This window comes from Pseudomonas sp. CFBP 13710 (assembly GCF_014842235.1).
Classification (GTDB): domain Bacteria; phylum Pseudomonadota; class Gammaproteobacteria; order Pseudomonadales; family Pseudomonadaceae; genus Aquipseudomonas; species Aquipseudomonas baltica.
In genome coordinates this window covers 657,867-673,228 of record NZ_JACYVJ010000001.1, presented here as the reverse complement: position 1 = coordinate 673,228, position 15,362 = coordinate 657,867, and the positions used below count along the sequence as shown (strand labels likewise).

Here is a 15,362-nt window from a genome sequence, read left to right as displayed (position 1 = left end):
CGGGAGCACTGCGATGTGTCTGATGCTTGCGCGCAAGCCACGACGCGGCTCGCGCCGCTGCTGCAGGGCGTGTTATTCCCTGCCAAGGTAAATTGCCCGTAAAGGCGCTTTGCTTATGCATCCCGACTCCTTATCGTTCAGCCTCCTCAAAGTAGAAGCCCACCCGCACAATGGTCGATCATTCAATGCAGTCCCCAGGTCCCCGTAAATCGCGTCGCTGGCTGTTCGGCCTGTTGATGGTGGTGGTTGTCGCCGTGTTGTGCTGGTGGTTCTGGCCAGCCAACAAGAATTCCCAGAACGACGCGGCCTCGGCGCCCGCCGCCGGGCGCAATGCAGGTGCCGCGCGGCCCGGCTTCGGCGGCTCTGCCGAGCCCACTCCGGTGCGTGTTGCCGAGGTGATCACCGGCGACTTCCCGGTGTATTACAAGGCCCTGGGTACGGTGACGGCGACCAATACCGTGAATGTGCGCAGCCGTGTCGCAGGCGAATTGATCAAGGTCAACTTCCAGGAAGGGCAGCGAGTCAAGGCCGGGGACCTGCTGGCCGAAATCGACCCGCGCAGCTATGAAATCGCCCTGCAGCAAGCCCAGGGCACGCTGGCGCAGAACCAGGCACAGCTGAAGAACGCGCAGATCGACCTGCAGCGTTACAAGGGCCTGTTCGCCGAAGACAGCATCGCCCGCCAGACCCTGGATACCCAGCAGGCACTGGTGGGCCAATATCAGGGCACCATCCAGACCAACCAGGCTGCGGTCAACGACGCCAAGCTCAACCTCGACTTCACCCGCATCCGCGCGCCCATTGCCGGCCGTCTGGGCTTGCGCCAGCTGGACATCGGCAACCTGGTGGCCGCCAACGACACCAATGCGCTGGTGGTGATCACTCAGGTGCAGCCGATCACGGTGGCCTTCACCTTGCCTGAAAGCCAGCTCACCCCGGTGCTGGCGCGCTATCGCAGCGGCGCGAAACTGGCAGTTGAGGCCTGGGACCGAGGCGACACGCACAAACAGGCCACCGGTGTGCTTGGCAGCCTGGACAACCAGATCGACACCACCACCGGCACGCTGAAGTTCAAGGCGCGCTTCGAGAACCAGGACGAAGCCCTGTTCCCCAACCAGTTCGTCAACGTGCGGCTGCTGTCCGATACCCTCAAGGGCGTGGTGCTGGTGCCCTCGGCGGCCGTTCAGTATGGCGTCGACGGCACCTTCGTCTACGCCATGGATGGCAACGACAAGGTCAAGATCCGCCAGCTCAAGGTGGGCGCGACCGACGGCAGCAATACCGTCGTCGAGCAGGGCCTGGCGCAAGGCGACCGGGTGGTGCTCGAAGGCACCGACCGCCTGCGCGACGGCAGCCGTGTCGAAGTGGTCGATGACAGCGCCAAGGTGCCGACCTCGCCTGGGCAACACCTGCAGGGGCAGGACGGAGCCGCTGTGCCTGGAACGACGGGCAAGACCGGCGCATGAATATCTCGCGGCTGTTCATCCTGCGGCCTGTCGCAACGACGCTGACCATGCTCGCCATCGTTCTGGCGGGCGTGCTCGCCTATCGTTTGCTGCCGGTGTCGGCGCTGCCGCAGGTCGACTACCCGACGATTCGGGTCATGACGCTCTATCCCGGCGCGAGCCCGCAGGTGATGACCAGTGCGGTCACCGCCCCCCTCGAACGCCAGTTCGGGCAGATGCCCGGCCTGACCCAGATGGCCTCGACCAGCTCGGGCGGCGCGTCGGTGCTGACCCTGCGCTTTAGCCTGGAAATCAACATGGACGTCGCCGAGCAGCAGGTGCAGGCGGCGATCAATGCGGCGAGCAACCTGTTGCCGTCCGATCTGCCCGCGCCGCCGGTGTACAACAAGGTCAACCCGGCCGACACCCCGGTGCTGACCATAGCCATCAGCTCGAAGACCATGCCGCTGCCCAAGCTCAACGACCTGGTCGACACCCGCATGGCGCAGAAGATCGCTCAGATCAGCGGTGTGGGCATGGTCAGCATCGCTGGAGGGCAGCGCCAGGCGGTGCGCATCAAGGTCAACCCTGAAGCCCTGGCGGCCAACGGCCTGAACCTGTCCGACGTGCGCACCCTGATCGGCGCCTCCAACGTCAACCAGCCCAAGGGCAACTTCGATGGGCCCACGCGGGTGTCGATGCTCGACGCCAACGACCAGCTGCGCTCCCCCGAGGAATACGCCAATCTGATCCTGGCGTACAACAATGGCGGGCCGCTGCGCCTGCGTGACGTCGCGCAGATCGTCGACGGCGCCGAGAACGAGCGGCTGGCTGCCTGGGCCAATCAGAACCAGGCGGTACTGCTCAACATCCAGCGCCAGCCGGGCGCCAACGTCATCGACGTGGTCGACCGGATCAAGGCGCTGCTGCCGACCATCACCGACACCATGCCGGCCGGGCTCGACGTCACGGTGCTGACCGACCGCACCCAGACCATCCGCGCCTCGGTCACCGACGTGCAGCACGAACTGCTTATCGCCATTGCCCTGGTGGTGATGGTCACCTTCCTGTTCCTGCGTCGCTTCAGCGCCACCCTGATTCCGTCCATCGCCGTGCCGCTGTCGCTGGTGGGCACCTTCGGGGTGATGTACCTGGCCGGGTTCTCGATCAACAACCTGACCCTGATGGCGCTGACCGTGGCCACCGGCTTCGTGGTCGACGACGCCATCGTCATGCTGGAAAACATCTCGCGCCACATCGAAGAAGGCGAAACACCGATGCAGGCTGCGCTCAAGGGCGCGCGGCAGATCAGCTTCACCCTGCTGTCGCTGACGTTCTCGTTGATCGCGGTGCTGATCCCGCTGCTGTTCATGGCCGACGTGGTCGGGCGCCTGTTCCGCGAGTTCGCCATTACCCTGGCGGTAGCCATCCTCATTTCCCTGGTGGTCTCGCTGACTCTGACGCCGATGATGTGCGCGCGCCTGCTCAAGCGCGAGCCGAAGGAAGAGGAGCAGGGCCGCTTCTACAAGGCCAGCGGCGCCTGGATCGACTGGCTGATCGCGCGCTACGCCGGCGGTCTGCGCTGGGTGCTGCGCCACCAGCCGCTGACCCTGCTGGTGGCGGTTGCCACCCTGGGCCTGACGGTGCTGCTGTACCTGGTGGTCCCCAAGGGTTTTTTCCCGGTGCAGGACACCGGGGTCATCCAGGGCATTTCCGAGGCCCCGCAATCCATTTCCTTCAAGGCCATGAGCGAGCGGCAGCAAGCCCTGGCCAAGATCATCCTGCAGGATCCAGCCGTCTCCAGCCTGTCTTCGTACATCGGGGTAGACGGCGACAACGCCACGCTCAACAGTGGCCGGCTGCTGATCAACCTCAAGCCCCACGGCGAGCGCGACCTCACGGCCAGCCAGATCATTGCGCGCCTGCAGCCGGAGGTCGACAAGCTGCTGGGCATGCGCCTGTTCATGCAACCCGTGCAGGACCTGACCATCGAAGACCGGGTCAGCCGCACCCAGTACCAGTTCAGCCTGTCGTCTCCGGATGCCGACCTGCTCGCCACCTGGAGCGCACGCCTGGTGGACGCCCTGAAGCAGCGACCCGAGCTCACCGATGTCGCCAGCGACCTGCAGGACAAAGGCCTGCAGGTGTACCTGGTGATCGACCGCGATGCTGCCAAGCGGGTCGGAGTGGACGTCGCCGATATCACCGACGCGCTGTACGACGCCTTCGGTCAACGACAGATTTCCACCATCTATACCCAGTCCAGCCAATACCGCGTAGTGCTGCAGGCCACCGATGCCAGCACCCTGGGACCGCAGGCGCTGGAGCAGATCTACGTCAAGGCCAGTGTCAACGGCACCGGTACCACCAACCAGACCGCCGACAGCGACACCACGGCGACCAGCGGCACCCAGGTGCGCCTGTCGAGCCTGGCGCACATCGAACAGCGCCAGGCGCAACTGGCGATCGCGCACATCGGTCAGTTTCCGGCGGTGATGATGTCGTTCAACCTGGCCGAGGGCGTGGCCCTGGGCAAGGCGGTCGACGTGATCGAGCAGGTGCAGCGCGACATCGGCATGCCGTTGGGTGTGCAGACCCAGTTCCAGGGTGCGGCGGAGGCCTTCCAGGCGTCGCTGCAGAGCACCTTGCTGCTGGTGCTGGCGGCCATCGTCACCATGTACATCGTGCTGGGTGTGCTCTACGAGAGCTACATCCACCCCATCACCATTCTGTCGACGCTGCCCTCGGCGGCGGTGGGGGCCCTGCTGGCATTGCTCATCAGCGGCAACGACCTGGGCATGATCGCCATCATCGGCATCATCCTGCTGATCGGCATCGTCAAGAAAAACGCGATCATGATGATCGACTTCGCCCTGGAGGCCGAGCGCAATCAGGGTCTGGACCCGGAAACCGCAATCTACCAGGCCGCGCTGCTGCGTTTCCGGCCGATCCTGATGACCACCATGGCCGCGCTGTTCGGCGCGGTACCGCTGATGCTTGCCAGTGGCTCGGGTGCGGAACTGCGTCAGCCGCTGGGGCTGGTGATGGTCGGCGGGCTGTTGGTGAGCCAGGTGCTGACCCTGTTCACCACCCCTGTCATCTACCTGTACTTCGACCGCCTGGGGCGGCGCTGGGGACGCCAGCCGGCCGCCGTGGAACAGGCTGAATCATGAACCTGTCCGGACCTTTCATCCGCCGCCCGGTGGCGACCTTCCTGATGAGCGTGGCGATCATGCTGCTCGGCGGGGTCAGCTTCAGCCTGCTGCCAGTGTCGCCGCTGCCGAGCATGGACTTTCCGGTGATCGTGGTTTCCGCCAACCTGTCCGGTGCCAGCCCCGAGGTCATGGCCTCGACCGTGGCCACGCCCCTGGAACGCTCGTTCGGGGCGATTCCGGGCGTGACCACCATGAGCAGCCGCTCAAGCCAGGGCTCGACGCGGGTCATTCTGCAGTTCGACCTCGACCGCGACATCAACGGCGCGGCCCGTGAAGTGCAGGCGGCGATCAACGCTTCGCGCAACCTGTTGCCCAGCGGTATGCGCAGCATGCCGACCTACAAGAAGATCAACCCCTCGCAAGCCCCGGTCATGGTCCTGTCGCTGACCTCCAATGTGCTGGAGAAGGGCAAGCTCTATGACCTGGCCTCGACCATCCTGTCGCAGAGCCTGTCCCAGGTGCCCGGGGTAGGGGAGGTGCAGATCGGCGGCAGCTCGCTGCCCGCAGTGCGCATCGAGCTCGAACCGCAGTTGCTCAACCAGTACAACGTCTCGCTCGATGACGTGCGCACGGCCATCGACGGCACCAACGTGCGCCGGCCCATCGGTTTCGTCGAGGACGGCGAGCGCCAGTGGCAGGTGCAGGCCAACGACCAGTTGGACAAGGCCGACGACTACAAGCCACTGATCATTCGCTACCAGGACGGCTCGGTGCTGCGCCTGAGCGATGTGGCCAAGGTCACCGACGGTGTGGAAGATCGCTACAACAGCGGCTTCTACAACGACAACTCGGCCGTGCTGCTGGTGATCAACCGTCAGGCTGGCGCCAACATCATCCAGACCGTCAGCCAGATCAAGGAACAGCTGCCGGCCCTGGAAGCGCTGTTGCCCGAAAGTGTCGAGCTGAACATCGCCATGGACCGCTCGCCAGTGATCACCGCCACCCTGCACGAGGCCGAGATGACCCTGCTCATCGCCGTGGTGCTGGTGGTGTTGGTGGTGTTCCTGTTCCTGGGCAATTTCCGCGCCTCGCTGATTCCCACCCTGGCCGTTCCGGTGTCGCTGGTCGGCACGTTCGCGATCATGTACCTGTGGGGTTTCTCGCTGAACAACCTGTCGTTGATGGCGCTGATCCTGGCGACCGGGCTGGTGGTGGATGACGCCATCGTGGTGCTCGAGAACATTTCCCGGCACATTGACGACGGCGTGCCGCCGCTGCGCGCCGCCTACCTGGGCACGCAGGAAGTGGGCTTCACCCTGCTGTCGATGAACGTCTCGCTGGTGGCGGTGTTCCTCTCGATCCTGTTCATCGGTGGCATCATCGAGAGCCTGTTCCGCGAATTCTCCATCACCCTGGCCGTGGCCATCGTGGTTTCGCTGTTCGTTTCCCTGACCCTGACCCCAATGCTTTGCGCGCGCTGGTTGAAGCCGCATCGGCCCGAGCACGACAACCGCTTGCAGCGCCTGAGCAACCGCATCAATCAGCGCATGGTCGCCGGCTACGACCGCAGCCTTGGCTGGGTCTTGCGTCATCGTCGGCTGACCCTGCTCAGCCTGTTGCTGACCATCGTCGGCAACGTGGCACTTTACGTGGTGGTGCCCAAGACCTTCATGCCGCAACAGGATACCGGCCAGTTGATCGGCTTCGTGCGTGGCGACGACGGCCTGTCGTTCTCGGTCATGCAGCCGAAGATGGAAACCTATCGCCGCGCGCTGCTCGCCGACCCTGCGGTCGACAGCGTGGCCGGTTTCATTGGCGGCAACAACGGCAGCAACAACGCGACCATTCTGGTTCGCCTGAAGCCGATCGAAGTGCGCAAGATCAACGCGCAGCAGGTCATCGAACGGCTGCGCAAGGAACTGCCCAAGGTGCCCGGCGGCCGCCTGATGCTGATGGCCGACCAGGACCTGCAGTTCGGCGGCGCACGCGAGCAGAGCACCTCGCAGTATTCGTACATCATCCAGAGCGGTGATCTGTCGGCCTTGCGCACCTGGTACCCGAAAATCGTCGCGGCCTTCCGCGCACTGCCGGAATTGACCGCCATCGACGCGCGCGAAGGGCGTGGCGCCGCGCAGGTGACGCTGATCGTCGACCGCGACAAGGCCAAGCGCCTGGGCATCGACATGAGTACTGTGACCTCGGTGCTCAACAACGCCTACAGCCAGCGGCAGATTTCCACCATCTACGACAGCCTCAACCAGTACAAGGTGGTGATGGAAATCAACCCCAGGTACGCCCAGGACCCGATCACCCTGGAGCAGGTGCAGGTGATCACCATGGACAACAAGCGCGTACCCCTGTCGAGCATCGCCCACTACGAAAACAGCCTGGCCGACGACAGTGTCAGCCATGAAGGGCAGTTCGCCTCGGAGAGCATCTCCTTCGACCTGGTCAACGGGGTGACCCTGGACGTCGCCACGCCGTTGATCGAGCGGGCGCTGGTGCGAGTCGGCCTGCCCGAAGACATCATCGTCAAGGTCGCCGGCACCGGCGATGCCTTCGCGGCGGCGCAGAAGAGCCAGCCGTTCATGATTCTCGGCGCGCTGGTCGCGGTCTATCTGGTGCTCGGCATTCTGTACGAAAGCTACATACATCCGCTGACCATTCTGTCGACCTTGCCCTCGGCGGGGGTGGGCGCGCTTTTGAGCATCTACCTCACCGGTGGCCAGTTCAGCCTGATCTCGCTGCTGGGCCTGTTTCTGTTGATCGGCGTGGTGAAGAAGAACGCCATCATGATGATCGACCTGGCGCTGCAGCTCGAGCGCAACGAAGGGCTGGGCCCGGCCGAGTCGATCCGCCGCGCGTGCCTGCTGCGCCTGCGCCCCATCCTGATGACGACCATGGCGGCCATTCTCGGCGCACTGCCATTGATGTTCAGCACCGCCGCCGGTGCCGAGATGCGCCGGCCGCTGGGCCTGACCATCATCGGCGGCCTGGTGTTCAGCCAGATCCTCACGCTTTACACCACTCCGGTGGTCTACCTCTATCTGGACCGCCTGCGCCACCGCTTCAACACGTGGCGCGGCGTGCGTACCGATGCCGCTCTGGACACTCCGCTATGACCGACTCCGTTTTTCCGCGCGTCTCGCGCCTTGCCAGTGTAGCGCTGTGCAGCCTGATGCTGGGTGCCTGCACCCTGGGCCCGGACTACCAGCGCCCGACCATCGCCACGCCGGTGGCATTCAAACAGGCCGATGGCTGGCGCCAGGCCAATCCCAGCGATGCCCTGGCGCGTGGCGCCTGGTGGGAACTGTACGGTGATCGCCAACTCGATGCGCTGGTGGTCAGGCTCAACCGTTCCAACCAGACCGTCGCCCAGTACGAAGCGCAATACCGGCAGGCCCAGGCGCTGGTCCGCAGCACCCGCGGCGCGCTGTTTCCCACCGTCGATCTGAGCGCCGGCAAGACCCGCTCCAGCCAGGGCACCGGCAGCAGCGGTTCGAGCCTGAGCCAATCCAGCAGTGGTATCCGCGACACCTACAACACGCAGCTGGGCGTGAGCTGGGAAGCCGACATCTGGGGCAAACTGCGCCGCGGGCTGGAAGCCGACCGCGCCAGCGCCCAGGCCAGCCTGGCGGATCTGGCGGCGATGCGCCTGAGCCTGCAGTCGGAGCTGGTACAGAACTACCTGCAGTTGCGCGTGATCGATGAGCAAAAGCGTTTGCTAGAGGCGACCGTCCAGGCGTATCAGCGCTCCCTCGACCTGACCCAGAATCAGTACCGCGCGGGCATTTCCGGCAAGGATGCGGTGTTCCTCGCGCAAACCCAGCTGAAATCGACCCAGGCCGACCTGATCGATCTGGCCTGGCAGCGGGCGCAGTTGGAGAACGCCATCGCGGTGCTGATCGGCATGGCACCTTCGGAATTCAGCCTGGCCGGCAGTACCGACATTCCGTCGTTGCCGGCCATTCCCCTGGCGCTGCCGTCGCAACTGCTTGAGCGCCGTCCCGACATCGCCGCCGCCGAGCGCTCGGTGATGGCCGCCAATGCCGAAATAGGCGTGGCCAAGACGGCCTATTTTCCCGACCTGACCCTGAGTCTGGCGGGCGGCTACAGCAGCAGCAGTTTCAGCAACTGGGTATCGTTGCCCAATCGCTTCTGGTCGGTCGGCCCGCAGTTGGCGATGACCCTGTTCGACGGTGGGCAGCGGGCGGCCGAAGTGGACCGCAGCGAGGCGGCCTATGACCAGACCGTCGCGCAGTATCGGCAGACGGTGCTCGATGGCTTTCGCGAAGTGGAAGACTACATGAGCCAGTTGAAAGTCTTCGACGAGGAAGCCTCGGTGCGCAACGAGGCGCTGCAGGCGGCGCGCGAGTCGTTACGACTGACATCCAACCAATACAAAGCCGGCCTTATTGGCTATCTTGATGTGGTCAACGTGCAGGCCACGGCGTTGAGCAACGAACGCAGCGTATTGACGCTGATGCAGAGTCGGCTGGTCGCCAGCGTGCAGTTGATCGCGGCGCTGGGCGGCGGCTGGCAGGAACCGGCACAATAGCGGGTTTGTCACGCGCACGTCCCTGGCAGCGGCGCAAGCTGCGTCAACGGTGGGCGCCTTTCGTCGGATTCACCATGGCGTTCGTGACGCGGCTTGAGCCGCTGCTACAGGATGGCTGCGCAGAGTCACGTCACCCTTTGAAACCCCGCACGGCCTTGTCGAGATATCGATGCTAATTGGTACTTATTCTTCCGCTCTTGTCGTCGTATCGCTGTGTGTTGCCATTCTGGCGTCGTACACCGCGCTTGATCTGGTCGGGCGTATTGCCACGGCGCAGGGCCGGGCTGTGTACCTGTGGATGAGCGGCGGGGCGCTGGCCATGGGCATCGGCGTGTGGTCGATGCATTTCATCGGCATGCTCGCTTTCGAACTGCCGATCCAGTTGGGCTACGACCTCAGCCTCACGGCAGCTTCGCTGCTCATTGCCGTGCTCAGTTCCGGCTTTGCCCTGTGGCTGGTCAGCCAGCCGCAGCTGCCGGGGCCGCAACTGGCCGTCGGCGCACTGATCATGGGCGCCGGTATCAGCAGCATGCACTACACCGGCATGGCGGCGCTGCAGATGCAGCCAGGCATCGTCTACGACCCTGTGCTGTTCGTTGCGTCGCTGGCGATTGCCGCAGGGGCCTCCGGTGCCGCGTTGTGGATTGCCTTCCGCCTGCGCCGCAACCGCCCCAATGTACGCGTGGCCCGTGCCGGAGCCTCGGTGGTAATGGGCATCGCCATCGTCGGCATGCACTACACCGGCATGGCTGCCGCCGAATTCCCGGCGGGCAGCGTCTGCGGCGGTGCCCTGAACGGCCTGACCGGCGACGGCCTCGACTACCTGGTGCTGGTGACCACCCTGGCGGTGCTGGGCATGACCCTGTTGACGTCGGTACTGGATGCGCGCATGGAGTCGCGTACCTCGGCGCTGGCCAACTCGCTGACCCTGGCCAACCAGGAACTGACGCAACTGGCCCTGCACGACAACCTGACCGGGCTGCCCAACCGCATACTGCTGGCCGACCGCATTGGCCAGGCGATCAGCCAGGTCGATGCCGTCGGCGGCTACCTGGCGGTGATGTTCATCGATCTGGATGGCTTCAAGCCCGTCAACGACGCCTTCGGCCATCACATGGGCGACCAGTTGCTGCGTGCCGTGGGCTCGCGTCTGCGCGGCGGTCTGCATGGTCAGGACACCCTGGCGCGGATCGGCGGCGACGAGTTCGTCCTGCTCGTCAGCCTGGAAGAGCCGGCCTATGCCAAGGGTATCGCCGCGCAGCAGGTGCATCTTATCGGTCAGTCTTTCGAGGTGGCAGGGCACACATTGCAGATTTCAGCGAGCATCGGTATTGCCCTGTACCCAGGCAACGGCGTCGATCAGAACGAGTTGCTGATGAATGCCGACGCGGCCATGTACCACGCCAAGAGCATCGGCAAGAACGGCTACAGCTTTTTCGAAAGCTCGATGAACACCAATGCCCGCAAGCAACTGCAGCTGCTGCAGGAACTGCGCATGGCAGTCACCGAGCAGCAGTTGCGTCTGTTCTACCAGCCCAAGTTCGGTGCCCGCAGCGGCGAGCCGATCGGCGCCGAAGCGCTGCTGCGTTGGCAGCACCCGCGAATGGGCCTGCTGGCGCCTGCCGCCTTCATCGACCTTGCGGAGAAAACCGGGCTGATCATCGACATTGGCAGCTGGGTGCTCGACGAGGCCTGTCGGCAGATGCGCGAGTGGGTCGACCAGGGCTTCGGGCACTGGCGCATCGCGGTCAATCTTTCCGCCCTGCAGTTCGGCCATGCCGGCCTGGTCCGCGGGGTAGCCAGCACCCTGGATCGGCACGGGCTCGACGCGGCCAACCTGACCCTGGAAATCACCGAAACCACGGCGATGAGCGACGCCGACGCCAGTATGAACGTGCTGCAGCAGCTTTCGGACATGGGTGTCGATCTGTCCATCGACGATTTCGGCACGGGTTATTCCAGCCTCATGTACCTCAAGCGGCTGCCGGCCAACGAGCTGAAGATCGACCGCGGTTTCGTCCGCGATCTGGAGCAGGACAGCGACGATGCCGCCATCGTGTCGGCGATCGTCGCGCTAGGTCGGGCGCTGGGCCTGCGGATCGTGGCCGAAGGGGTGGAAACCAGCAATCAACAGCAGTTCCTGACCCGCCTGGGCTGTGATTCCCTGCAGGGCTATCTGCTTGGCCATCCGCTTCCGGCCGAGCGTTTCATGCACGACATTCAGGCGGCCAGGCAGGTCAAGAGCGCCAGCCGCGCCTGAATCCGTCTTTGGAGGCTACGTATTTCATGGAAAAAGTCATTGTCATCACAGGTGGCAGCCGAGGTATCGGCGCTGCGACCGCGCTGCTTGCGGCAAGCCAGGGCTATCGTGTGTGCATCAACTATCGCAGTGACGACGCAGCGGCCATGGATGTGCTGCAGCAAGTGCGGGCGCTGGGCGTGCAGGCCATCGCGGTGCGTGCCGACGTCAGCCGCGAAGAGGGTGTGTTCCGTTTGTTCAGCCAGGTGGATGCCGAGTTGGGCCGGGTCACTGCGCTGGTCAACAACGCGGCCACCAACGGCCCCAGGGCGCGGTTGGACGAGATGTCCGAGCAGCGCCTGCTCGGGCTGATGACGAGCAACGTTGTGGGCCCCATGCTGTGCGCCAAGCATGCGGTAGGGCGGATGTCGCGGCGACATGGCGGCCAGGGTGGGGTGATCGTCAACGTGTCGTCGATTGCCGCTCGGCTGGGTTCCGCGGACGAGTACATCGACTACGCGGCGTCCAAGGGGGCTATCGATAGCTTCACCATCGGGTTGGCCAAGGAGGTGGCCGGCGAGGGCATACGGGTCAATGCGGTTCGTCCCGGAATGATCTACACCGATTTCCATGCCCTGTGCGGTGAACCGGGCCGGGTTACGCGCAAGGAAGGCGCCGTGCCCATGGGCCGCGGTGGCCAGCCGGATGAGATCGCCCAGGCGATCATGTGGTTGGTGAGCGATCAGGCCAGCTACACCACCGGCGCCCTGCTGGACGTCGGCGGCGGCCTGTAAACCCGACCCCCTCCGGTAGGAGCGGTCATCGGCCGCGAAAGAATCGCCGCCGTGTACCCGCCACACCGCGGCGCCTGGTTCGCGGCCACAGGCCGCTCCTGCGGATCCGCCAGCAGAGCGTCGATGCTGTGTCGCTGGTGGCGGGACAAGGGGTTTGCGACACAAAGGTTTGCCGTAAACGTCAGCGCCGTTCGTGGGGCTTGCCATTAGATGGCCATAGGCTCGAAGATGTACGCCGTTGGTTTTCTGGCATGGAGCGTCTATGAGTTCCGATTCCCCGACCTTTGCCGAGTTCGGCAAGGGCTCTACGCCCATGCTCGAGGCAGCATCGCTGGAAGCGATTCTGCAGCAGGCCCGTGAATGGCCCCACAGCACTGCGTGGGCGTGGTACCGGGCGGGCGAACAGCTGCATCTCGAAGGCCAGGGCGACCTGCAGCGACACTGGCCCCTGGTGCTGGCCAACCACGAACTGCAGCGTTTCTGCGAAAGCTGCAGCCTCCAGTTGTGGCCGACCGGGCAGGGCGAAGGGGTACTCGGCTGGCTGATGGCCCCTGTGCACGTCACCCACGATGGGGCCCTGGCCGATTTGGCCGCTGCCATCGGTCGCCAGGTGCAGACCGATGCTCTGGCCCGCGCGCAGATCACTCAACGCGTACTTTACGAAATCACCTACTTGGCCAGCTCGACTCGCGACCGCGGGATTTTCCTGGTGGGTGTACACAAGCTCCTGGCGAGCCTGATCGATGCAGAGAACTTCTACCTGGCGCTCTACGATGCGCAAAGCGGCAAGATCACCTACCCCTACTACGTGGACGTCATCGACGTCGAAGCGCTGGAAGCGGAAAACTACGAGTACCTGACCCCCGAACATCTGTCGCTGACCGGCCAGGTACTGACCAGCGGCCAGCCCCTGCTGATCGACGCCAAGGGTATCGCCCTGGCAGGGCGGCAGGGGCGTTTCCATTGCGTGGGGCACATCCCCGAATTCTGGATGGGTTCGCCGCTCAAGAACGCCCGCGATGAAGTGTTCGGCATGATCGCCATGCAGGTCTACGACGTCGAACGGGCCTACAGCGCGGAAGACCGTGCCCTGTTCCTGGTGGTCGCCCGGCACGTTGCCATGGCTCTGGATCGGATTCTGCATCGTGCCGACCTGGAAGAAACGGTGTCGCGGCGTACCCAGGAATTGTCCCAGCTCAATGCCGCGCTGCGTCTGGAAGTCTCCGAGCGCAAGCGCGCAGAGCACCTGCAGGTCGCGCTGTTCCAGATTGCCGAGCTGTCGAGCAAGCCAGGCGAAATCGACGGCCTCTATCACAGCCTGCACGTGATCGTCGGCGACCTCCTGTATGCACGCAACTTCTACATCGCGATCTTCGACGGCGAAAGCGGCGAAGTCAGCTTTCCTTACTATGTCGATGAGCAGCTCACTGGCCGCCCGCAGCCGCGCCGGGGGCGGCGTGGCCTGACCGAGTACGTGATTCGCCAGCGCTGCGCCTGCCTGATCGACTTCGACGCCGCGACGCGTCTGATGATCCAGGGTGAAATCGAAGACAGCCGCGAGCTGGTCCGCTCGCAATCCTGGCTCGGTGTTCCGCTGTTCGACGATGATCGCGTGCGCGGCGTACTGGTGGTGCAGAGCTACGCCAGTGACGTGCACTACACCCTGCGCGACCAGGACCTGCTGACCTTCGTCTCGCGCCACATCGACACCGCGCTGTCGCGCCGCAGCGCTGCCGAAGCCATCTACGAAGCCAACCTGCGGCTGGAAGCGCGGGTGCAGAGTCGAACCCGCGAGCTTGACCATGCCAACGCCAAGCTGCAGTACGAAAACGCCCACGACGCACTGACCGGGCTGCCCAATCGCATTCACCTGCAGCAGCGTCTGGCCCAGGCCTGGGACCAATACTGCTCCGATGGCCGTGAACTGGTGGTGATGTTCATCGACCTGGACCGTTTCAAGATGGTCAACGACAGTTTTGGTCATCACTTCGGCGACCAGTTGCTCAGGGAAGCCGGTGCGCGCCTGCGCAGTTGCCTGCGTGAAGATGACCTGCTGGCCCGCCTGGGCGGCGACGAGTTCGCGGTGCTGGCGCCGGATTCGAACCTGGAAGCTGCCGTGGAAATTGCCGAGCGCATTCTGGTGGCGTTCGATCGGCCCTTTTTCATCAATGCCCACGAGGTGTTTTCCTCGTGCAGCATCGGCATCGTCGGCGCCGACAGCCAGTTCCACAGCGAGACGGCCGACTTGCTGCGTGACGCCGACAAGGCGATGTACCGGGTCAAGAATGCCGGTCGCGACAGCTATGCAGTGTTCAACCAGGCATTGCGCCGCGAAGTCTCCGACCAGGTCGAACAGGAGGGCGCGTTGCGCAATGCACTCAAGCGCAGCGACGAACTGCTGCCCTATTTCCAGCCCATCGTCGACGTACAGACCGGCGAGGTGCGGGCGCTGGAGGCCTTGATCCGCTGGCACCAGCCGGACGGGCGCATCATCGCCCCCGGGCATTTCCTGCCCGCGCTCGAAGGCCTGCGGCTGATCGGCCGCCTCGACCTCTACATGCTGACCTGCGTAGCGGAGATTCTCGCCCAGCCGGCGCACGCAGACTGGCCGCCGGTGCACGTGAACTGCTCCAGCTACAGCATCACCCGCAGCGGGTTCGCCGACGAAGTGCTGGCCGTGCTCGCGCGGCACCACGTAGCGGCTTCGCGAATCTGCCTGGAACTCACCGAGGGCGCGCTGGTGGCCGAGCCGGCCATGGCGCAGCGGACCATGCAACAGCTGGCCGAGCACGGCATGAGCGTGGTGCTCGATGATTTCGGAGCCGGTTTTTCATCGCTCAGCTACGTTCACCAATACCAATTCAACGGGTTGAAGATCGACAAGTCGTTCATTCTCGAATTGACCAGCAGCGCGCGCAGCCGGGCCATCGTCCGTGCCATCGTGCGCATGGCCGAATCGCTCGGGCTGACGGTCGTCGCCGAAGGGGTGGAGGACCTTGCCACCCTGCAGTTGTTGCGCGAGATGGGTGCTTCCCAGGCCCAGGGCTATTACTTTGCCCGGCCCGCAGCGCTGCACGATCTTGATCTGGCGGCTTGCCGGGGTATCGTGGCGGCGTCACAGCGGCCGGGTGCCTTGCATGACGTATGATCGGCGCCATCGTCCTTGAGAAC

7 protein-coding genes are annotated in these 15,362 nt (G+C 64.5%); all 7 read left to right on the top strand.

Annotated elements, in window-relative coordinates:
• Nucleotides 1–170 precede the first annotated feature (170 nt).
• The 7 genes from IFT44_RS02865 to IFT44_RS02835 all read left to right on the top strand — a co-directional run bounded on the left by IFT44_RS02865 (nt 171) and on the right by IFT44_RS02835 (nt 15,339).
• Nucleotides 171–1,466 (top strand): MdtA/MuxA family multidrug efflux RND transporter periplasmic adaptor subunit, encoded by a 1,296-nt coding sequence (locus IFT44_RS02865; protein ID WP_192175386.1) that lies wholly within the window; start codon nt 171–173, stop codon nt 1,464–1,466.
• Entirely contained in the window at nt 1,463–4,618 is a 3,156-nt protein-coding gene (locus tag IFT44_RS02860; RefSeq protein WP_185793259.1) for an MdtB/MuxB family multidrug efflux RND transporter permease subunit, read from the top strand. Before IFT44_RS02865 ends, IFT44_RS02860 begins: the two co-directional genes overlap by 4 nt.
• Complete coding sequence (locus IFT44_RS02855) at nt 4,615–7,722, top strand: efflux RND transporter permease subunit (protein WP_192101929.1); 3,108 nt, start codon at nt 4,615–4,617, stop codon at nt 7,720–7,722. Before IFT44_RS02860 ends, IFT44_RS02855 begins: the two co-directional genes overlap by 4 nt.
• Nucleotides 7,719–9,158 carry an efflux transporter outer membrane subunit gene (locus tag IFT44_RS02850; RefSeq protein WP_192175385.1) on the top strand — a complete coding sequence of 480 codons (1,440 nt, stop codon included), beginning with the start codon at nt 7,719–7,721 and terminating at the stop codon, nt 9,156–9,158. The genes IFT44_RS02855 and IFT44_RS02850 overlap by 4 nt, the downstream gene beginning before the upstream one ends.
• Before the next feature lie 169 nt (nt 9,159–9,327).
• Entirely contained in the window at nt 9,328–11,418 is a 2,091-nt protein-coding gene (locus IFT44_RS02845) for a putative bifunctional diguanylate cyclase/phosphodiesterase (protein WP_122477884.1), read from the top strand.
• 26 nt (nt 11,419–11,444) lie between these two features.
• Nucleotides 11,445–12,191, top strand: a complete 747-nt coding sequence (locus tag IFT44_RS02840) for an SDR family oxidoreductase (protein ID WP_192175384.1) — start codon at nt 11,445–11,447, stop codon at nt 12,189–12,191.
• Between the two features lie 313 nt (nt 12,192–12,504).
• On the top strand, nt 12,505–15,339 hold the full coding sequence (locus tag IFT44_RS02835) for a bifunctional diguanylate cyclase/phosphodiesterase (protein WP_244646880.1): 2,835 nt from the start codon (nt 12,505–12,507) through the stop codon (nt 15,337–15,339).
• The last annotated feature ends 23 nt before the right edge of the window (nt 15,340–15,362 follow it).

Bases quoted from the DNA above. Each gene is read 5' to 3' on its own strand.
- IFT44_RS02860 (WP_185793259.1), top strand. From the start codon at position 1,463: ATGAATATCTCGCGGCTGTTCATCCTGCGGCCTGTCGCAACGACGCTG.
- IFT44_RS02865 (WP_192175386.1), top strand. From the start codon at position 171: ATGGTCGATCATTCAATGCAGTCCCCAGGTCCCCGTAAATCGCGTCGC.
- IFT44_RS02840 (WP_192175384.1), top strand. From the start codon at position 11,445: ATGGAAAAAGTCATTGTCATCACAGGTGGCAGCCGAGGTATCGGCGCT.
- IFT44_RS02835 (WP_244646880.1), top strand. From the start codon at position 12,505: ATGCTCGAGGCAGCATCGCTGGAAGCGATTCTGCAGCAGGCCCGTGAA.
- IFT44_RS02855 (WP_192101929.1), top strand. From the start codon at position 4,615: ATGAACCTGTCCGGACCTTTCATCCGCCGCCCGGTGGCGACCTTCCTG.
- IFT44_RS02845 (WP_122477884.1), top strand. From the start codon at position 9,328: ATGCTAATTGGTACTTATTCTTCCGCTCTTGTCGTCGTATCGCTGTGT.
- IFT44_RS02850 (WP_192175385.1), top strand. From the start codon at position 7,719: ATGACCGACTCCGTTTTTCCGCGCGTCTCGCGCCTTGCCAGTGTAGCG.